General features: G+C 68.6%; 21 protein-coding genes. 13 read left to right on the top strand and 8 right to left on the bottom strand.

What is annotated here, in order from left to right:
• The first annotated feature begins 7 nt into the window (after positions 1-7).
• The 12 genes from hpaE (at position 8) to A6B37_RS09670 (ending at position 9,796) form a co-directional block, all read left to right on the top strand.
• A complete protein-coding gene (hpaE, locus tag A6B37_RS09720; protein ID WP_111825632.1) occupies positions 8-1,465 on the top strand; it encodes a 5-carboxymethyl-2-hydroxymuconate semialdehyde dehydrogenase in 1,458 nt (485 codons plus the stop codon).
• Positions 1,466-1,503: 38 nt separating this feature from the next.
• Positions 1,504-2,478 carry a tripartite tricarboxylate transporter substrate binding protein gene (locus A6B37_RS09715; RefSeq protein ID WP_102773635.1) on the top strand — a complete coding sequence of 325 codons (975 nt, stop codon included), beginning with the start codon at positions 1,504-1,506 and terminating at the stop codon, positions 2,476-2,478.
• Positions 2,479-2,505: 27 nt separating this feature from the next.
• Positions 2,506-3,423 (top strand): 3,4-dihydroxyphenylacetate 2,3-dioxygenase, encoded by a 918-nt coding sequence (gene hpaD / locus A6B37_RS09710; RefSeq protein WP_102773634.1) that lies wholly within the window; start codon positions 2,506-2,508, stop codon positions 3,421-3,423.
• Between the two features lie 4 nt (positions 3,424-3,427).
• Positions 3,428-3,868: a 5-carboxymethyl-2-hydroxymuconate Delta-isomerase gene (locus tag A6B37_RS09705; RefSeq protein WP_111825631.1), complete on the top strand. Its 441-nt coding sequence runs from the start codon at positions 3,428-3,430 to the stop codon at positions 3,866-3,868.
• A gap of 3 nt (positions 3,869-3,871) precedes the next feature.
• Positions 3,872-4,708, top strand: a complete 837-nt coding sequence (gene hpaH, locus A6B37_RS09700; RefSeq protein WP_111825630.1) for a 2-oxo-hept-4-ene-1,7-dioate hydratase — start codon at positions 3,872-3,874, stop codon at positions 4,706-4,708.
• A 2-nt stretch (positions 4,709-4,710) separates the two neighbouring features.
• A complete protein-coding gene (locus A6B37_RS09695; protein WP_111825629.1) occupies positions 4,711-5,541 on the top strand; it encodes an aldolase/citrate lyase family protein in 831 nt (276 codons plus the stop codon).
• An 80-nt stretch (positions 5,542-5,621) separates the two neighbouring features.
• A complete protein-coding gene (hpaR, locus tag A6B37_RS09690; protein ID WP_111825628.1) occupies positions 5,622-6,110 on the top strand; it encodes a homoprotocatechuate degradation operon regulator HpaR in 489 nt (162 codons plus the stop codon).
• Positions 6,111-6,177: 67 nt separating this feature from the next.
• Positions 6,178-6,336, top strand: a complete 159-nt coding sequence (locus tag A6B37_RS26055) for a DUF5993 family protein (protein ID WP_219929589.1) — start codon at positions 6,178-6,180, stop codon at positions 6,334-6,336.
• 10 nt (positions 6,337-6,346) lie between these two features.
• Complete coding sequence (locus tag A6B37_RS09685; protein WP_111825627.1) at positions 6,347-6,919, top strand: disulfide bond formation protein B; 573 nt, start codon at positions 6,347-6,349, stop codon at positions 6,917-6,919.
• A gap of 107 nt (positions 6,920-7,026) precedes the next feature.
• Positions 7,027-7,542, top strand: coding sequence for a 5-(carboxyamino)imidazole ribonucleotide mutase (purE, locus tag A6B37_RS09680; protein ID WP_168202163.1), 516 nt, complete (start codon positions 7,027-7,029; stop codon positions 7,540-7,542).
• Positions 7,543-7,547: 5 nt separating this feature from the next.
• On the top strand, positions 7,548-8,738 hold the full coding sequence (locus tag A6B37_RS09675) for a 5-(carboxyamino)imidazole ribonucleotide synthase (protein ID WP_111825626.1): 1,191 nt from the start codon (positions 7,548-7,550) through the stop codon (positions 8,736-8,738).
• An 8-nt stretch (positions 8,739-8,746) separates the two neighbouring features.
• Positions 8,747-9,796: an L-threonylcarbamoyladenylate synthase gene (locus tag A6B37_RS09670; protein ID WP_111825625.1), complete on the top strand. Its 1,050-nt coding sequence runs from the start codon at positions 8,747-8,749 to the stop codon at positions 9,794-9,796.
• 182 nt (positions 9,797-9,978) lie between these two features.
• Here A6B37_RS09670 and A6B37_RS09665 read toward each other — a convergent pair whose 3' ends face one another.
• From A6B37_RS09665 to A6B37_RS09650, 4 genes are read right to left on the bottom strand one after another with little or no spacing between them, the layout of a single operon-like run.
• Positions 9,979-10,806, bottom strand: a complete 828-nt coding sequence (locus tag A6B37_RS09665) for an IclR family transcriptional regulator C-terminal domain-containing protein (RefSeq protein ID WP_102773626.1) — start codon at positions 10,804-10,806, stop codon at positions 9,979-9,981.
• On the bottom strand, positions 10,806-11,447 hold the full coding sequence (locus A6B37_RS09660) for a 3-oxoacid CoA-transferase subunit B (RefSeq protein ID WP_102773625.1): 642 nt from the start codon (positions 11,445-11,447) through the stop codon (positions 10,806-10,808). Before A6B37_RS09660 ends, A6B37_RS09665 begins: the two co-directional genes overlap by 1 nt.
• Positions 11,448-11,457: 10 nt before the next feature.
• Positions 11,458-12,138: a 3-oxoacid CoA-transferase subunit A gene (locus A6B37_RS09655; RefSeq protein WP_111825624.1), complete on the bottom strand. Its 681-nt coding sequence runs from the start codon at positions 12,136-12,138 to the stop codon at positions 11,458-11,460.
• Between the two features lie 46 nt (positions 12,139-12,184).
• Positions 12,185-13,183, bottom strand: a complete 999-nt coding sequence (locus tag A6B37_RS09650) for a tripartite tricarboxylate transporter substrate binding protein (RefSeq protein ID WP_102773623.1) — start codon at positions 13,181-13,183, stop codon at positions 12,185-12,187.
• Between the two features lie 313 nt (positions 13,184-13,496).
• Between A6B37_RS09650 and A6B37_RS09645 the strand changes: the two genes are divergently transcribed.
• Positions 13,497-14,519, top strand: coding sequence for an amino acid ABC transporter substrate-binding protein (locus A6B37_RS09645; RefSeq protein ID WP_102773622.1), 1,023 nt, complete (start codon positions 13,497-13,499; stop codon positions 14,517-14,519).
• 37 nt (positions 14,520-14,556) lie between these two features.
• Here A6B37_RS09645 and A6B37_RS09640 read toward each other — a convergent pair whose 3' ends face one another.
• From A6B37_RS09640 to A6B37_RS09625, 4 genes are read right to left on the bottom strand one after another with little or no spacing between them, the layout of a single operon-like run.
• Entirely contained in the window at positions 14,557-14,967 is a 411-nt protein-coding gene (locus A6B37_RS09640) for an OB-fold domain-containing protein (RefSeq protein ID WP_102773621.1), read from the bottom strand.
• A 3-nt stretch (positions 14,968-14,970) separates the two neighbouring features.
• Positions 14,971-16,140, bottom strand: a complete 1,170-nt coding sequence (locus A6B37_RS09635) for a thiolase domain-containing protein (RefSeq protein WP_111825623.1) — start codon at positions 16,138-16,140, stop codon at positions 14,971-14,973.
• 14 nt (positions 16,141-16,154) lie between these two features.
• Positions 16,155-17,135: a tripartite tricarboxylate transporter substrate binding protein gene (locus A6B37_RS09630; protein WP_102773619.1), complete on the bottom strand. Its 981-nt coding sequence runs from the start codon at positions 17,133-17,135 to the stop codon at positions 16,155-16,157.
• A gap of 53 nt (positions 17,136-17,188) precedes the next feature.
• The gene (locus A6B37_RS09625; protein ID WP_111825622.1) at positions 17,189-18,745 is read right to left on the bottom strand and encodes an AMP-binding protein; all 1,557 of its coding nucleotides are present in this window, start codon (positions 18,743-18,745) and stop codon (positions 17,189-17,191) included.
• Between the last annotated feature and the right edge of the window lie 17 nt (positions 18,746-18,762).

Here is an 18,762-nt window from a genome sequence, read left to right as displayed (position 1 = left end):
AGAAGCCATGAAAATCGATCACCTGATCAACGGCAAGATCGTTGCCGGCAAGGATTATTTCGAAACCGTCAATCCCGCCACCCAGGACGTGCTGGCGGAAGTCGCCGCCGGCGGCGAGGCCGAAGTCGACGCCGCCGTGCGGGCCGCGCAGGAAGCCTTTCCCGCCTGGGCGGCCAGGCCCGCGGCCGAGCGCGCCAGGCTCATGCACAAGTTGGGCGAGCTGATCACCCGGCACGTGCCGGAGATCTCGCAGACCGAGACCAACGACACCGGCCAGACGATCAGCCAGACCGGCAAGCAGCTGGTGCCGCGCGCGGCCGACAACTTCCATTACTTCGCCGAGATGTGCACGCGGGTGGACGGCCACACCTATCCCACGTCCACGCACCTGAACTACACGCTGTTCCATCCGGTGGGCGTGTGCGCGCTGATCTCGCCGTGGAACGTGCCGTTCATGACGTCCACCTGGAAGGTCGCGCCCTGCCTGGCTTTCGGCAATACCGCGGTGCTCAAGATGAGCGAGCTTTCGCCGCTGACCGCGGCGCGCCTGGGCGAGCTGGCGCTGGAAGCCGGCATCCCGGCCGGCGTGCTCAACGTGGTGCACGGCTACGGCAAGGAAGCGGGCGAGCCGCTGTGCGTGCATCCGGGCGTGCGCGCCATTTCGTTCACCGGCTCGACCGCCACGGGCAATCGCATCGTGCAGGCCGCCGGCCTGAAGAAATACAGCATGGAGCTGGGCGGCAAGAGCCCCTTCGTGATCTTCGACGACGCCGACCTGGACCGCGCGCTGGACGCCGCCGTGTTCATGATCTTCTCCAACAACGGCGAGCGCTGCACCGCCGGCAGCCGCATCCTGGTGCAGCAGGGCGTCTACGCCGGCTTCGTCGAGAAGTTCGTGGCCCGCGCCCGGCGCGTGAGCGTGGGCGATCCGCTGGACGAGCAGACCATCATCGGCCCCATGATTTCCCGCGGCCACCTGGCCAAGGTGCGCAGCTATATCGAACTCGGGCAGAAAGAGGGCGCCTCCATGCTGTGCGGCGGCCTGGACGCCCCGGCGGTGCCCGACCGCGTCAGGCACGGCAACTTCGTCGCGCCCACCGTCTTCGCCGACGTGGACAACCGCATGAAGATCGCCCAGGACGAGATCTTCGGGCCGGTCGCCTGCCTGATTCCGTTCAAGGACGAGGCCGACGCCATCCGCATCGCCAACGACACCGCCTATGGCCTGTCCAGCTATGTCTGGACCGAGAACGTCGGCCGTGCGCACCGCGTGGCCGCGGCCATCGAGGCCGGCATGTGCTTCGTCAACAGCCAGAACGTGCGCGACCTGCGCCAGCCTTTCGGCGGCACCAAGGCCTCGGGCACCGGCCGCGAAGGCGGCACCTGGAGCTACGAAGTGTTCTGTGAACCGAAGAACGTGGCCGTCGCCACCGGCTCGCACCCTATTCCGCACTGGGGCGCGTGAGCGTCTGAAATCCCGATAGCACGATAAAGGAGACAACCATGCAACGCCGCCACTTTCTGCAGCTTTGTTCCGCCGCCGCGCTGGCCGCTACCGCCGGGCCGGGCCGCGCCCAGTCCGGCGACTGGCCGGCCAGGCCCCTGCGCGTCGTCGTGCCGTTTCCGCCGGGCGGCACCACCGACATGGTGGCGCGCCTGATCGGCGCCGAGCTGGGCAAGCAGCTGGGCCAGAGCGTCGTCGTGGAAAACAAGCCCGGCGCAGGCACGGTGATCGGCGTGGACTACGTGGCCAAGCAGCCGGCCGACGGCTACACCTTCGTCTGCGTGGCCAACAGCTTCACGGCCAACAAGACGCTGGTCAAGAAACTGCCCTACGACACCGACAAGGATCTGCAGCCCGTGGCGCTGATGGGCCTGTCCGAGCACGTGCTGGCCACCCATCCGTCCAGCGGCCTGAAGACCCTGGCCGACCTCAAGCAGGCGGCGCTGGCCAAGCCCGACACGCTGACCTACGCCTCGTTCGGCAACGGCACCTCGGCGCACCTGGCCGGCGCGCTGCTGTGCCAGATGATGGGCGTGGACATGGTGCACGTGCCCTACAAGGGCCAGGGCCCGGCGCTCACCGACCTGCTGGGCGGGCAGGTCAGCGTGATGTTCGGCAACTGGTCGGAATTCCGCAGCCACGTCGAAAGCGGCAAGCTGGTCGCCCTGGGCATGGCCACGCGCCAGCGTTCGCGCTTCGCACCCGACGTGCCGACGCTGGCCGAGCAGGGCGTGGACCTGGAGTCCAACTCCTGGCAGGGCCTGCTGGCGCCGGCGGGCACGCCCGACGCCGTGGTCCAGCGCGTCAACGCCGAAGTCAACAAGGCGCTGGCCGCGCCCGGCGTGGTGGAGGTTTTCGCCAAGAGCGGCGTGGTCTCGCGGGCCGGCTCGGTGGCGCAGTTCGAGCAGTTCGTCCACAGCGAGATCGGCAAATACGGTGAGATCATACGGCGCGCCAACATCACCACGGGCTGACGCGCCATCGTTTTCAAGGGAACCATCATGGGTAAGCTAGCACTCGCAGCCAAGGTCACGCATGTTCCATCCATCTATCTGAGCGAACAGGACGGCCCGCGCAAGGGCACGCGCCAGGACGCCATCGACGGCCTGACGGAGATCGGCCGGCGCTGCCGCGAGGCCGGCGTCGACACCATCGTGGTGTTCGACACGCACTGGCTGGTCAACGCCGGCTACCACATCAACTGCGCGCCGAATTTCAAGGGTCTGTACACCAGCAACGAGCTGCCGCACTTCATCAGCAACATGGGCTTCGAGTTTCCCGGCAACCCGGCGCTGGGCAAGCTGCTGGCCGAGACGGCCAACGCGTTCGGCGTGGAGACGCTGGCGCACGACGCCACCACGCTCGATCCCGAGTACGGAACGCTGGTGCCCATGCGCTACATGAACGCGGACCGGCAGTTCAAGGTGGTCTCGGTCTCCGCCATGTGCACGGTCCATTACCTGAACGACAGCGCCCGCCTGGGCTGGGCGATCCGGCGCGCCATCGAGGACAAGTACGACGGCACGGTGGCCGTCCTGGCCAGCGGCTCGCTGTCGCACCGCTTCGCGCAGAACGGGCAGGCGCCCGACTTCGCGTTCAGGATCTGGAGTCCGTTCCTGGAACAGCTGGACCGCGAAGTGCTGCGCATGTGGCAGGCCGGCGAATGGAAGGCCTTCTGCGGCATGCTGCCCGAGTACGCGGCCAAGGGCCACGGCGAAGGCTTCATGCACGACACGGCCATGCTGCTGGGCGCGCTGGGCTGGTCGGACTACGACGGCCGGGCCGACCTCGTCACGCCGTACTTCGCGGCCTCGGGCACGGGGCAGGTCAACGCGGTCTTTCCGGTGACGCCGCAGGACGGCGCCGCCATTCCCGCCGCGCAGGCCACGGCCGGCGCCGCGCCGGCGGGGAGGCTCTGACGCCATGCCTCACGTCGTCATCCTCTATACCGGCAACCTCGAAGCGCAGGCCGACATGGGCGGCCTGTGCCGGGCCGTCGCCGACGCCATGCTCACCGTGCGCGCCGAAGACGGCAGCCAGGTCTTTCCCACCGGCGGCACGCGCGTCTACGCCTATCCGGCGCCGCATTACGCCGTGGCCGACGGCGGCGCCGCGGGCCGGGCCGCCGGCGGCGACGGCGACTACGGTTTCGTCTACGTCAACCTGCGCATGGGCGCGGGCCGCTCCGACGCCGTCAGGCAGGCCGCCGGCGACGCGATCGCGGGCAGCGCCCGAAAGCACCTGGCGCCGCTGTTCTCCGATCCGCGCAAGCACCTGGGCCTGACGGTGCAGGTCGACGAAGCGCCGGGCCAGGTCTACGACGCCAAGCACAGCACCCTGCATCCCTTGTTCACGAAGAAATAATCCATGTTTTCCGCAGAACTCCTGACCCGGCTCGCGCAGGAACTCGACCAGAGCCAGAAATCGCGCCAGCAGATCGAACATTTCTCCAAGCGTTTTCCCGGCATGACGGTCGAGGACGGCTACCGCGTGTCGCGCGAATGGGTGCGCATGCAGACCGCCGCAGGCCGCAAGGTCATCGGCCACAAGATCGGCCTGACCTCGCGCGCCATGCAGATCGCCAGCCAGATCGACGAGCCCGATTACGGCACGCTGCTGGACTCCATGCTCTACACCTGCACCGAAGGGCAGGTGCTGGACATTCCGTTCGGCAACTTCATCGCCCCGCGCGTGGAAGTGGAGCTGGCCTTCGTGCTCAAGGCGCCGCTGGCCGGCCCCGGCCTGCCCGGCGGCAAGGAAGTGACGCTGGACGACGTGCTGGCCGCCACCGAATACGTGACGCCGGCCATCGAGATCATCGATGCGCGCATCGAGCAGTTCGACCGCCACACCAAGGCGATGCGCAAGGTGTACGACACCATCAGCGATAACGCGGCCAATGCCGGCATCGTGGTCGGCGCGCGCCGCGCCGCGCCGGCCTCGCTGGACCTGCCCTGGTGCGGCGCCGTGCTGCGCCAGAACGGCGCGGTGGAGGAAACCGGCCTGGCCGCCGGCGTGCAGGGCCATCCGGCGATCGGCGTGGCCTGGCTGGCCAACAAGCTGGCGCCCTGGGGCGAATCGCTGCAGCCCGGCCAGCTCGTGCTGGCGGGATCGTTCACGCGGCCGGTGGCCGCCCGGCCCGGCGACCTGTTCGAAGCCGACTACGGCCCGCTGGGCGCGCTGCGCTTCAGGATGAAAGCATGACGATGACCACGCCTACCCAAACCCCCGTCAACCGCTTCAAGGCGGCCATCGCGCAGAAACAGGCCCAGATCGGGCTGTGGCTGGGCCTGGGCAGCCCGTACTCGGCGGAGATCTGCGCCGGCGCCGGTTTCGACTGGCTGCTGATCGACGGCGAGCACGGCCCCAACGACACGCTGACCCTGCTGTCGCAGCTGCAGGCCATCGCCGCCTATCCCGGCGTCCATCCCATCGCCCGCGTGCCCATGGGGCACGGCGAGGTCGGCGAAATGCTGATCAAGCAGTACCTGGACGTGGGCGCGCAGACGCTGCTGGTGCCCATGGTCGACACGGCGCAGCAGGCCGCGCGCATCGTGCGCGCGGCGCGCTACCCGCAGAACGACGGCCAGGGCGGCATACGCGGCATGGGCGGCGCGCGCGCGTCGGCCTGGGGGCGCCGCGCGGCCTACTACCACGAAGCCAACGCCCAGGTCTGCGTGCTGGTGCAGGTGGAGACGCTCGAAGGCTTGCGGAACCTGGACGCCATTGCCGCGACCGATGGCGTGGACGGCGTGTTCATCGGCCCGGCCGACCTGTCCGCGGCCATGGGCCACGTGGGCGATCCCGGCCATGCCGAGGTGCAGGCCGCGATCGGCGACGCGATCGCGCGCATCCAGCGGGCCGGCAAGGCCGCCGGCATCCTGACCGCCGACGAAGCGCAGGCCCCCCATTACCTGGATCTGGGCTGCAGCTTCGTGGCCGTGGGCCTGGATACCCGCCTGCTGGTGCAGGCCACCAGCGCCCTGGCCGGCCGCTACAAGCGCGCGCAGCCGGCGCCGCAGGGTGGCGCGTATTGACCGGAATCGCGCCGCCCGGCCGCCCGGGCCCATGTCATGGTCCGCTTGTATACAATTTGGCGCTCCCTTGCGCCATTGCCATGACAGAACCCCAGACCCCCGCCGCATCCCGACCCCTGCGCTCGTTCTCCCGCTCCCTGCCGATGGCCTTGCTCCAGGCCCGCGAGTCGGTCATGGTGCGCTTTCGCCCCATGCTGCGCGAGCACGGACTGACGGAGCAGCAGTGGCGGGTGCTGCGCGCCATGTCGGCGGCCGGACGCAGCCTGCGGCCCATGGAAATGGCGCAGATGACCTTCATCAGCATGCCCAGCCTGTCGCGCCTGTTGAAGACGCTGGAGGCCAAGGAACTGATACACAGGAGCCGCCTGAACGACGACCTGCGCGGCGCGGAGTTCGGCCTGACCGAGGCGGGCTGCATGATCGTGGCCGAGATCGCGCCGCATTCGGAATCCACCTACGCGGAAATCGAGAACCTGGTGGGCGCCGAAGACGTGGAGCTGCTGTACCAGGTGCTGGAGCGCGTGGTGGGCCGCCTGGGCGTGCCGAGTGACGGACCGGATTCGGTCTGAATTCCGATAACATTTATTGCGCATTGTTACGCTATACTTCACCGCGACCCAGACAGGAGCGCTACGTATGGTAATGATGCTGCCTTTCCTGACCGGCCTGGTCGCAGTGTGGTTCGGGATGCTAGGAAAGCGCCGCCCCTGCGTGACCTTCTGGCTGCTCACCCTCGCGATCTACGCCGCCTGGTGCCAGTACCACATGACCAGCCCGCTGGCGCTGTCGTTCTGAGGGCGGGCGCATGATCTTCTCCCTCAATCCCGCGCGCGGCTCGCGCATCCTGAACGGCCTGGCCCTGCTGGGCGTCACCGGCGCGCTGGGCGTGGCCTTCTTCTGGCAGTTCGCCTATGGCGAGCTGCCGTGTCCGCTGTGCCTGTTGCAGCGCGTGGCCCTGGTCATGGCTGGCGTGGGTTTTCTGCTGAACCTGCGCCTGGGCCCGTCGCCGATGCACTACGCGATGAGCATCGCCGGCGCGCTGGGCGGCATGCTGGCCTCGGGCCGCCAGGTGCTGCTGCACATCATGCCGGGCGACCCGGGCTACGGCGAGCCCTTCATGGGCCTGCATTTCTACACCTGGGCCTTCATCGCCTTCGTGGCCATCATCGTGTTCTGCGCGGTGATGCTGTCGGTGGACCGCAAGTGGGGCGACAGCATGCTGAAAAAGCCGCTGCCGGCCATCGGCATCGTGGTCATGGCCCTGTTCTTCATCGCGGTGCTGGCCAACGTCGGGGCCACCACGCTGGAATGCGGCTTCGGACCCTGCCCGGACGACCCCACCACCTATCTGTTGCTGGATTCCGGCTCGCCCCGCTAGCGTCCCGCCCCGGACGGGTAAAATAGCCGGTTTCGCGGCCTGGTTCCGCGGTCCTTCCGACCTTGCCGCGGCCCTGGCGCCGCGGTCTCAACTTTCAGACACCGGTTATGACAGCCAAGACTTCCGCAGAGGCCACCCCCGTGGTGGGCGTGATTATGGGTTCTTCCAGCGATTGGGAGGTCATGAAACACGCGGTCGCCATGCTGGAGGACTTCGGCGTGCCCTGCGAGGCGCGCGTGATTTCCGCGCACCGCATGCCCCAGGACATGGCCGAGTACGGCGCCGCCGCCCACGCCCGCGGGCTGCGCGGCATCATCGCCGGCGCCGGCGGCGCGGCGCACCTGCCGGGCATGATGGCGGCGCTGACCGAAGTGCCGGTGTTCGGCGTGCCGGTGCCGTCCAAGTACCTGCGCGGCGAAGACTCGCTGTTGTCCATCGTGCAGATGCCCAAGGGCGTGCCGGTGGCCACCTTCGCCATCGGCGAAGCCGGCGCCGCCAACGCGGCGCTGCACGTCATCGCCACCCTGGCCGCTACCGACGCCGGCCTGCACCAGAAGCTGGTGGCGTTCCGCGCCCGCCAGACCGAGGCCGCGCGCGCCATGAAGGTTCCGCCCGAGGCCTGATCAGAATGACGCTATCCACTGCTTACACGATTGCCCCCGGCGGCTGGCTGGGTCTGCTGGGAGGCGGCCAGCTGGGCCGCATGTTCTGCCACGCGGCGCAAAGCCTGGGCTACAAGGTCGCGGTGCTGGACCCCGCCGCCGAGTGCCCGGCCGGCATGGTGGCCGACCTGCACATCCAGGCCGCCTACGACGACGAGGACGGCCTGGCCCGCCTGGCCGCCACCTGTCAGGCCGTGACCACCGAATTCGAGAACGTGCCGGCCGACAGCCTGCGCACGCTGGCCACCCGCTGCCGCGTCAGCCCGGCCGGCGACGCCGTGGCCATCGTGCAGGACCGCATTGCCGAAAAAACCTTCATCGCCGCCCAGGGCATCGCCGTGGCGCCGCACGCCGCCATCCGCAGCGAAGCCGATCTGCGCGCCGCGCCGGACAGCCTGTTCCCGGGCATCCTCAAGGTGGCCCGGCTGGGCTACGACGGCAAGGGCCAGGCCCGCATCGCCACGCGCGACGAGGCGCTGGCCGCCTTCGCCGAATTCGGCGGCGTGGCCTGCGTGCTGGAAGCGCTGATGCCGCTGGACTACGAGATCTCGGTGGTCCTGGCGCGCGGCTTCGACGGCGCCAGCATGGTGTTTCCGGTGGCGCGCAACGTGCACCGCGACGGCATCCTGGCGGTCTCCACCGCCGCGCCGGTCCAGCAGGACGCGGCCCATGCCGAACGCCAGGCCCGCGCCACCGAGGCGGCGCAGGCCATCGCGCAGGGCCTGGGCTACCACGGCGTGCTGTGCGTGGAATTCTTCGTGCTCCAGGACGGCAGCCTGATCGTCAACGAAATCGCGCCGCGCCCGCACAACAGCGGCCACTACACCATGGACGCCTGCCTCACCAGCCAGTTCGAGCAGCAGGCGCGCGCCATGGCCGGCCTGCCGCTGGGCGGCACCGACCTGCTGGCGCCCGCGGTCATGCTGAACATCCTGGGCGACATCTGGTATCCGTCGGCCACCGCCACCACGCAGCGCGAGCCCGACTGGGCCGCCGCGCTGGCCGTGCCCACCGCCAAGCTGCACCTGTACGGCAAGCGCGAAGCGCGCCGCGGCCGCAAGATGGGCCACATCAACATCGTGGCGCCCACCTTGCAGCAGGCCCGCGACGACGCCGCCCGCGTGGCGGCGGCGCTGGGCATGCAGGCTCCGGAATAAGCGACGCCATGAACGCCTTGCCCACTGCCTGCGCCGGCGACGCGGAGATCGCCTTGGCCGCCCGCCGCCTGCTCGAAGGCGGCCTGGTCGCCTTTCCCACCGAGACCGTCTACGGCCTGGGAGCGGACGCCGAGAACGCGCAGGCGGTGGCGCGGATCTACGCGGCCAAGGGCCGCCCGTCCAACCATCCGGTCATCGTGCACATCGCGCCGCAAGGCGACGTGTCTTATTGGGCGGCCGAAGTGCCGCCGGAAGCGCGCCTGCTGATCGACGCGTTCTGGCCCGGTCCCCTGACCCTGATCCTCAAGCGCGCCGCGCACATCGCCGACACCGTCAGCGGCGGCCAGGACAGCATCGGCATCCGCTGCCCCTCGCATCCGGTGGCGCAGGCGCTGCTGGCGGCCTTCGCGGCCGGCAAGCCGAACGGGCAGGGCGGCGTGGCCGCGCCCTCGGCCAACAAGTTCGGCCAGGTCTCGCCCACGCGCGCCGAGCACGTGCGCAGCGAATTCCCCGAGGAAGTCGCCGCCGGCATGCCGGTGCTCGAAGGCGGCGCCTCGGACGTCGGCATCGAATCCACCATACTCGACCTGTCGCGCCTGGACCGCGGCGCCGGCCCCGTGCTGCTGCGCCCGGGCCACATCAGCGCCGCCCAGATCGAAGCCGTGCTGGGCGTGCAGGTGTTCGCCCCGGACGCGGCCGCGCCGCGCGCCTCGGGCACGCTCAAGGCCCACTACGCGCCGCGCACGGCGCTGGAACTGGCGTCCGACGCCCGTCTGCGCGACGTGATCCAGGGCCGCGACCTGCCGGCCGGGCGCGTGGTCGCCGTCGCCTATGGCGAACCGCCCGCCGCGCTGGACCCCCGGGTGCAATGGCAGTCCGTGCCCGCCGACCCGGCGCGCTACGCCCAGGCCCTCTACGGCCTGCTGCGCGACCTGGACCAACAGGGCTATGCCCGCATCATCGTGCAGGCCCCGCCCGCCACCGAAGCGTGGCATGCCGTCAACGACCGCATCGGGCGCGCGGCCGCGGCGTTCACGCTGGATACGACGGATTTGTGATGGTTTAGGGGCGGCTGGCGCCGTCTGATGGGTTTCGCGCGTTCGATGTCCGGTTTTTCTTCAGGTTTTCTCGCGCTGCACCCATCCTACGTTCGACCGATTGCATCGAACCGTCGAACGTAGGATGGGTGCAGCGCGAGAGTCCTTGAGCAAGAACTCGTATCTCCAACGCGCGAAACCCATCACGCCGCCAGAAACTCCCCAATCCGCTCCACCGCCTGGCGCAGCGGCGGCAGGAACTCCTCGGTCAGCCGTTGCAGCGGCACCCTGGCGGCCTTGACGCTGACGTTGACCGCGCCGCAGGCCTTGCCGCTGGCCGAGCGCACGGGCACCGAGATGGCGCGCACGTTCAGCTCCAGTTCCTGGTCGACGACCGCATAGTCCTGTTCGCGGATGCGCGCGAGTTCGGCGCGCAGCCGGTCCTCCGACACCACGGTGAATTCGGTATAGGGCTGCAGTTCGGTCGCCGCGAAGTAGCGGGCCAGCGCGGGCGGCGGCAATTGCGCCAGCAGCACGCGGCCGATGGAGGTGCAATAGGCCGGCAACCGGCTGCCCAGCCCCATCGACGTGGCCAGCAGGCGATGGACCTCGGAGCGCGCGAGGTACAGCATCTCGTGGCCTTCCATGATGGCCAGCGCGCAGGTTTCGTTGACCGTGGCGCTCAGTTCCTCCAGCACCGGCTGGGCCAGCGAGACGAAGGGCGTGGATGAGAAATAGGCATAGCCCAGCCCGAGGATGCGCGGCGTAAGCACATAGAGCCGGCCGTGCTGCTCGGCCATGCCCAGCAGGGTCAGCGTATGCAGGCAGCGCTGCACCACGGCGCGGGGCAGGCCGGCGCGGCGGCTCAGTTCGGCCGCGGTCTGCGGCTGGCGGCGCGTGCCGAAGGCGCGGATCACGTGCAGGCCGCGCGCCAGCGTCAGCATGTAGTCCGGATCGCCACGCAGCAGGTCGGGGTGATCCTCCGCCGCCAGCGGCGCGGCGTAACCGGGAGGGGGCAGGTTGGGCGGCATCAGTCTGCGCGCAGCGGCGCGCCGGTGCGTTCCTGCAGCGTTTTCAGGGTCATGCCGTCGATCATATCCCGGACCCGCAGCCCCTCGGGCGTGACGTCGATGACCGCGAGGTCGGTGTAGATGCGGTCCACCACGCCCGCGCCGGTCAGCGGATAGGTGCAGCGTTCGACGATCTTGGGCTCGCCGCTCTTGGTGGTGTGCTCCATCATGATGTAGACGCTGCGCGCGCCCACCGCCAGGTCCATCGCGCCGCCCACCGCGGGCGGCTCGCCCGGGCGGCCGAGCGACCAGTTGGCCAGGTCGCCGTTGGCCGCCACCTGCATGCCGCCCATGACGCAGATGTCCAGATGGCCGCCGCGCATCATCGCGAACGAATCCGCGTGATGGAAGTACGAGCCGCCGGCCAGCAGCGTCACCGGCTGCTTGCCGGCGTTGATCAGGTCCAGGTCGGCCTCGCCCTCGGCCGGCGGCGGGCCCATGCCCAGGATGCCGTTCTCGCTGTGCAGCACGATTTCGCGGCCGGGCGGCAGGTGCGCGGCCACCAGCACCGGCATGCCGATGCCCAGGTTCACATAGCTGCCTTCGGGAATGTCGCGGGCCAGGCGGCGCGCCATGGCCTCGCGGCTCAGGGGTTGGAACATGCGGACTCCTTCAGCTCGAGAAGGCGGCGTCGGCCACCTCCGTCACGCGCTTGACGAAGATGCCGGGCGTGACCACGGCTTCGGGCGGCAGCTCGCCCAGCGCCGCCTTGGCGCGCACCTGCACGATGGCGGTGCGCGCCGCCATGCACATCACCGGACCGAAGTTGCGCGCGCTCTTGTTGTAGGTCAGGTTGCCCCAGCGGTCGGCGCGGTCGGCCTTGACCAGGGCAAAGTCGCCGTGCAGCGGTTCCTCGAACACGTGGCCGCGGCCGTTGATGATGCGCGTCTCCTTGCCGCGCGCCAGTTCGGTGCCGTAGGCCGTGGGCGTGTAGAAGCCGCCCAGGCCGGCGCCGGCCGCGCGCAGGCGTTCGGCGATGGTGCCCTGCGGCACGCATTCCAGTTCGATGCGGCCCTGGCGGTACAGATCGTCGAAGACCCAGGAATGCGAGGCCTTGGGAAACGAACAGATCACCTTGCGCACGCGGCCGGCCTTGATCAGCGCGGCCAGGCCGGTTTCGTGGTTGCCGGCGTTGTTGCTGACCACGGTCAGCTCGCGCGCGCCCTGCGCGATCAGCGCATGGATCAGTTCGGTCGGCATGCCGGCTCCGCCGAAGCCGCCGATCAGCACCGTGGCGCCGTCATGGATGTCCGAGACCGCCGCCTCGGGGCTGTCGTAGAACTTGTCGATCATGGAGAACTCCCGTCGGGGCAGGGCGCGGCGGGCGCGCCCGCCGCCTTTAGTTCACGGTGATGTGCGCCTGCTTGATGATCTCGGCGTAGCGCTCCGAGTCCTTCTTCATCAGGGCCGCGAACTGCTCGGTGGTGCCGCCCACGGGCAGGAAGCCCGCGTCCAGGAATTTCTGCCTGACGTCGGGCTCCTTGACGATCTCGCTGATCTCGCGCGCCATGCGCTCGATGATGGGCTTGGGCGTGTTGGCGGGCGCCATCAGCCCGGCCCAGGAGCCGGTCACGAAACCGGGCAGGCCGGCTTCTTCCATGGTGGGGACGCCGGGCTCGGTCGGCCAGCGCTCCCTGCCCGTGAAGGCCAGCGCCTTCAGGCGGTTCTGCTTGACGTACTGCATCGGCACCAGGATGGGGTCGAACACCATGGACACGCGTCCGGCCAGCAGGTCGGCCAGGATGGGGGCGCTGCCCTTGTAGGCCACGTGGGTCATGGTGATCTTGCTCTGCAACGCGAAATCGGCGCCGGTCAGGTGCGCGCTGGAGCCGTTGCCGCTGGAGGCGTAGGTGAGCTTGTCCGGATTCTTGCGGGCGTACTCCACCAGCTCCGCCACGCTCTTGGCCGGCACGTCCTGGGCCACGAACAGGAACAGCGGCAGGTCCGCCATCTGCACCACGGGCGTCAGGTCGGCCGGGCCGTAGTTCAGCTTGTACAGGTGGAAATTGATGATGTAGGCCGGCAGCATGGACAGGAAGGTATAGCCGTCCGGCTCGGCCTTGGCGGCGATGGCCGAGCCCAGGCTGCTGTTGGCCCCGGGCCGGTTCTCGACCACGATGGTCTGGTTCAGGCGCGGGCCCAGCTTTTCCATCACGATGCGGGTCACGATGTCGGTCGAGCCGCCCGGCGTGTAGGGCACGATGATCTTGATGGGCTTGCTGGGCCAGTCGTCGGCCGCCTGCGCCGGGCCGGCCGCCAGGCCGGCGGCGGCCAGGGCGGCGCACATCAGGGTCTTGAGGGTATGGCGGCGTAGCCGCGCGTTGCTTGCAAGGGCCATGGAACTTTGTCTCCTCCATGAGTCGGCGGACTGGGGGGCGCATGTGGCGCGCCTTTTCTTGTGGCGCGCCGCGGCGATCGGCCGCGGCGCGAAAAAAGTATTGCATGCAAGCGTGGGCCGCCGAGACGCCGGGCGGGCCGATAAAGTTCGATCACCGGACAGCCTGTAAACGCCGGGCCCGCGGGGCGCGGACCCCGGGTTTCCACTAGGATGCGTTCCGTTGTTCGCACCGTGGACATCGCTTAATCTGGCTCGGTTTGCGCCGCGGCCGCGCCCGCAGGCAGGCACGGCGTCCATCTCAGGAGAGGCAAAAATGAAGCGGTCCATCTTGTTTGCTGCCGGCGCGCTCGCCCTGGCTTGCGCATCCCAGGCGGCGGTGGCGGGTCCCACGCTGGATGCGGTGAAGAAAAAAGGATTCGTGCAGTGCGGCCTGACCGACGGCGTGTCGGGCTTTTCGGCGACCAACAGCAAGGGCGAATGGGAAGGCCTGGACGTGGACATCTGCCGCGCGGTGGCCGCGGCCGTGTTCGGTGATTCGACCAAATTCAAGGGCACGGCGCTGTCGACCCAGCAGCGCTTCACCGCGCTGCAATCGGGCGAGGTCGACGTACTGTTGCGCACCGTCACGCTGACCCAGACCCGCGATACCTCGCTGGGCCTGTCGGCCGTGGCCGCCAGCTTCTACGACGGCCAGGGCATCCTGGTGAACAAGAAACTCGGGGTCAAGAGCGCCAAGGAACTCAACGGCGCCACCGTCTGCGTGCAGCCCGGTACCACCACCGAACTCAACCTGGCCGACTGGTTCCGCGCCAACAACATCGAATTCAAGCCGGTCGTGATCGACAAGGTCACCGAAGTCGTGCGGGCCTTCGAATCGGGACGCTGCGACGCCTTTACCGACGACTCCTCGCAGCTGGCCGCCGTGCGCGCCACCCAGGTCGCCAACCCCGACGACTACGAAATCCTGCCGGAGCGCTTCTCCAAGGAGCCGCTGGGCCCGATGGTGCGCCAGGGCGACGAGAACTGGCTCGGCATCGTGCGCTGGACCCTGTTCGCCCTGATGGAAGCCGAGGAATACGGCATCACGCAGAAGAACGTGGACGAAATGCTCAAGAGCAAGAACCCCAACGTTTCGCGCATCCTGGGCGTGACGCCGGGCGCCGGCAAGAACATGGGCCTGGATGAAAAATGGGCCTACAACGCCATCAAGGCGGTGGGCAACTACGGCGAGATCTTCGAACGCAACGTAGGCAAGGGCAGCAAGCTCGGCCTGGAGCGCGGCACCAACGCCCTGTGGAGCAAGGGCGGCGCCATGTATCCCTGGCCGATCCGCTGACCGGAATGTGCGTGGACGGCCGCCCCGCGCGGCCGTCCTACGGTGCGAGGGTGAAGTAAGGCGCGTAGCGCCCGTCCGGCGTCTGCCGGAACACGGCGGATACGCGCTGCCCGATCCGCAGCGCGCGCAGGTCGCAATCGACCATATTGCTCAGCAGGATCGGGCCTTCGTCGAGTTCGACGTAGGCCAGGGCATAGGGCGGATCGGCGCGCTCGATGATGCTGAACGCGTACAGGCTGCCTTGGCCGCTCGCCGGTTCCCAGCCGGTGTCGTCGCCGCCGCACAGCGGGCACACGACGCGCGGATACCAGTGGGCGCGCCGGCATCGGTTGCAGGTCTTCAGCAGCAATTGCCCCTGCTGCGCGGCGGCCCAGAATGGCGCGGTCTCGGGATACGCCTGGGCGTAAGGGTCGTTCTGATGGGCGGTTGCGTCGCTAGGCTGGTTCACGCCTTACTCCCGTTCGAAGATCAAGGTGGAATGCGCATGGGCCACGCCCATGACCAGGCCCGGACCCGATGCCAGCGCCAGATTGCAGCCGGGCACCTGCACGGCCGGATGCGCTTCGCCGCGCAGCTGGCGCACCGCTTCGATCACTTTCGTCATGCCGCCGCGGTTCGACGGGTGGTTATTGCACAGTCCGCCGCCGTCGGTGTTGAAAGGCAGCTTGCCGCGTCCGGAGATGAGATTGCCTTCGGCCGCATAGGCGCCGGCCTGCCCCTTCTTGCAGAACCCCAGGTCTTCGAGCTGCATCAGCACCATGATGGTGAAGTTGTCGTAGATCGACGCGTATTTCACGTCGTCGACCGCGATGCCCGCCTCGGCGAAAGCCAGCTTGCCGCTGGCGACGGCGCCGGAAGTGACCGGGTCGATGTAGCCGCCACGCGCAGTCTTGATGCTTTCGCCCGCGCCGATGATCTTGACGAGCGGACGCGCGAGCCGCCTGGCGATTTCCGGGCTGGTCAGCACCAGCGCCCCGCCGCCGTCCGTGATGACGCAGCAATCCATGCGATGCAGGGGGCTGGCGATGATGGGCGAGGCCAGCACGTCCTCGACGCTCACCGGCGTGCGCAGCGCCGCGCGCTCGTTGTATTGCGCATGGTGCGCGGCCGCGACCTTGACGGCGGCCAGCTGCGCCGAGGTGGTGCCGTACTCGTGCATGTGGCGCTGCGTCAGCATGCCGTATATGCCCGTGATGGTGGACCGGTACGGGCGGTCCCAGGGCGTTTCGGGGCGCTCCGGACCCAGCTCGCGCGGCGCCGTGCCCGTGGCCATGCCGCTGCTCTTGGGCTTGCCGGCCAGGGTGATCAGGGCCACCGAGCATTTGCCTTGCGCGATGGCGAGCGCGGCATGGCGCACGTGCACCATGTAAGAACAGCCGCCCAGCTCGGTGCCGTCCACCCACTTCAGGTCCAGGTTCAGGTATTCCGCCATGGACAGGGGGCTGCCGCCCGGCGCGTCGCCGGCGCAGAAATAGCCGTCCACGTCCTTGATGTCCAGCCCGGCGTCGCGCAGCGCGCCGAGCGCGCATTCGGCGTGGAGCTGCGTGACCGATTTATCGGGCGCGTAGCGCGTGGGATGCTCGTATGCGCCCGCGATGTAGGCCTTGCCTTTGAGTGTCATGAGCTTTCCACCGGTCATTGTTTTGGAATGTTGCCGTCGCGGATGACGCGGCCCCACTTCGCATACTCGTCCTGCACGAATTTCGCGGTCTGGTCCGGCGTCGCCACCACGGGAATCAGCGCTGCGGCATCCAGGGTCTTGCGCAGGTCGGGATCGGACTGCGCGTCGTTGACCGCCTGATTCAGGCGGGCCGTCACGTCGTCCGGTGCGCCCTTGGGCAGGAACGCCGCCATCCAGCCGACCACCTCGAAACCCGGCACGCCCGATTCGGCGATGGTGGGCACGTCCGGCAATTGCGCTTCGCGTTTGGCCGTGGTGACGGCAATCGCCTTGATCTTGCCGGACTTGATCTGGCTGATGGCCGCGCCGATGTTGGCGAACATGAAGTCCACGTGGCCGCCGATCAGCGCCGACATGGCTTCGGACGGGCCGCTGTAGGGCACGTGCATGTATTCCAGGCCCTTGACCTCCTGCTTCAGCAATTCGGCGGCGAGGTGGGCGGAGCTGCCGATGCTGCCCGAGGCGTAATTGATGTCGCCGGGCTTGGCCTTGATGTACTTGATGAATTCGTCGAAGGTGTTCGCCGGAAATGAGGCGTTGACCACCAGCACGTTTCCGTTCAGGCCGAACATCGCTACCGGCCGGAAGTCCTTGAGCGGGTCATAGGGCGTAGACGTCATCAACTGCGGATTGATGGCGTGGGTGACGTTGGTGCCCAGCAGCAGCGTGTAGCCGTCGGAGGCGGAGCGCGCCACGTAGTTCGCGCCGATGAGCGCGCCCGCGCCCGGCTTGTTCTCGGTGACGATCGGCTGCTTGAGCGCATCCGACATGTATTTCGCGAAGGTTCTGCCGGTCAGGTCGGTGACGCCGCCCGGCGCGAAGGGGACGATCAGCTTGATGGGCCGGGCCGGGTAGGGCTCCTGCGCGTGAAGCGGGGCGCTCGCCATGCCCAGGGCCAAAAGGCATGCTTTGAAAATGCGGTGTCTGATGCGCATCGTTGTCTCCTTGGTTGCCCGTAGGCCGGCTTGTTTATTCAGGGTGGTTTCGCTCAGCCGACCTGGCGGTCGCGGCCGGTCCAGTACCGGCTTCTGATGGTCTTGCGGTCGATCTTGCCCAGCGCCGTGAGCGGCAGCCGGTCTTCGAACACCACGGTCTTCGGCGCATTCACCACGCCTTTGTGCCGGGTCACGTATTCGATGATCGCGGCGGCGTCGGCGCGCGCGCCGTCCTTGAGCACCACGATCGCCGTGACGGCCTCGCCCCACTTCTCGTCGGGCACGCCGATGACGGCGGACAGCGCGACGTCGGGATGCTGCGCCAGGCAGTTCTCGACTTCGCTGGGATAGACGTTGAAGCCGCCGGAGATGATCATGTCCTTCACCCGGTCGACGATGTACAGATAGCCCGCGGCGTCCATGCGCGCCATGTCGCCGGTGTGCAGCCAGTCGCCCGCGAAGACCTTGTCGTTTTCTTCCGGCCGGTTCAGATAGCCCTCCATCACCAGCGGGCTGCGCACGCAGAGTTCGCCTATCTCGCCCGTGGGCACTTCCTGCAGGTTCTCGTCCAGCAGCTTCACCTGGTTGCCGGCGATGGCCTGGCCGCAGGAGCGCAGCAGTTCGGGACGCCCGGGGTCGTGGTCCTGGCGGCGCAGGTAGCAGATGGTCATCGGCGCTTCGGCCTGGCCGTACACCTGGCCGAATACCGGGCCGATCCTGCGCAGCGCGTCCAGCAGCCTGGACGGCGCCATGGGGGCCGCGCCATAAAGAACCAGTTCGAGGCTGGAGCAGTCGCTGGCGGCCAGCGCCGGATGGTCCAGCAGGCCGTAGATCTGCGTCGGAACCAGGAAGGTGAAATTGATGCGGTGGCGCTGCACGCGCTCCAGAAAGCCGGCCGGCGTGTACTTGTCGCTCAGGTAGACGGCGCCGCCGCGCAGAAAGGTCGGCAGGATCAGGCCGCCCGCCGCGTGCGAGATCGGCGTGGTCACCAGATACCGCACATGCCGCGGCCACTCGTACGCGCCCAGCATTTGCAGCGTCATGGTGACGGCGGTGCGATGAGTCTGCAGAATGCCCTTGGAACGGCCGGTGGTGCCGCCGGTGTAGGACAGCTTGGTGATGTCTCCGGGCCGGGCGTCCAGCGGCAGCTCGCCGCCGTCCATCGCCGCCGCTTCCCGGACCATGCCGCCGTCCAGCGGCAGCACCATGGGCACCGCGCCGCGCGCCTCGATGGCCTGGGCGCGTTGCGCGTACTTGCTGTCGTCGACCACCAGGGCCCGCACCTGCGCGTCCTGCAGCACGAAGACGTGGTCCTCCTCGGAGGCCATCGGGTGCAGGGCGACCGACTTCAGGCCGATGAACTGCGCCGCGATGATGGCGGCGATGGCCTCGGCGCGGTTGCCGACGAGAAAGGCAATGGCGTCCTGCCGTTGCAGGCCTTTGGCGCGCAGCAGCCGCGCGTAGCGATGGCACATCGCCTCCAGCTCGGCGTAGGAAAGCGCGGCCTCGTCGGAGACGATGGCCGGGGCATCGGGAAACGCCCTGAACGACGTACGGTACAGGGCGGCGACCGTGGCGCCTTCATGCAGGGAATCGTGGGGAAGGCGCATCGGGTCTCCGTTGTTCT

It is taken from the genome of Achromobacter sp. HZ01 (assembly GCF_003267925.1).
Lineage (GTDB): Bacteria > Pseudomonadota > Gammaproteobacteria > Burkholderiales > Burkholderiaceae_B > Achromobacter > Achromobacter pulmonis_A.
Note: the sequence above shows the minus strand (reverse complement) of the source record. Positions and strands in the feature narration are given on the sequence as shown.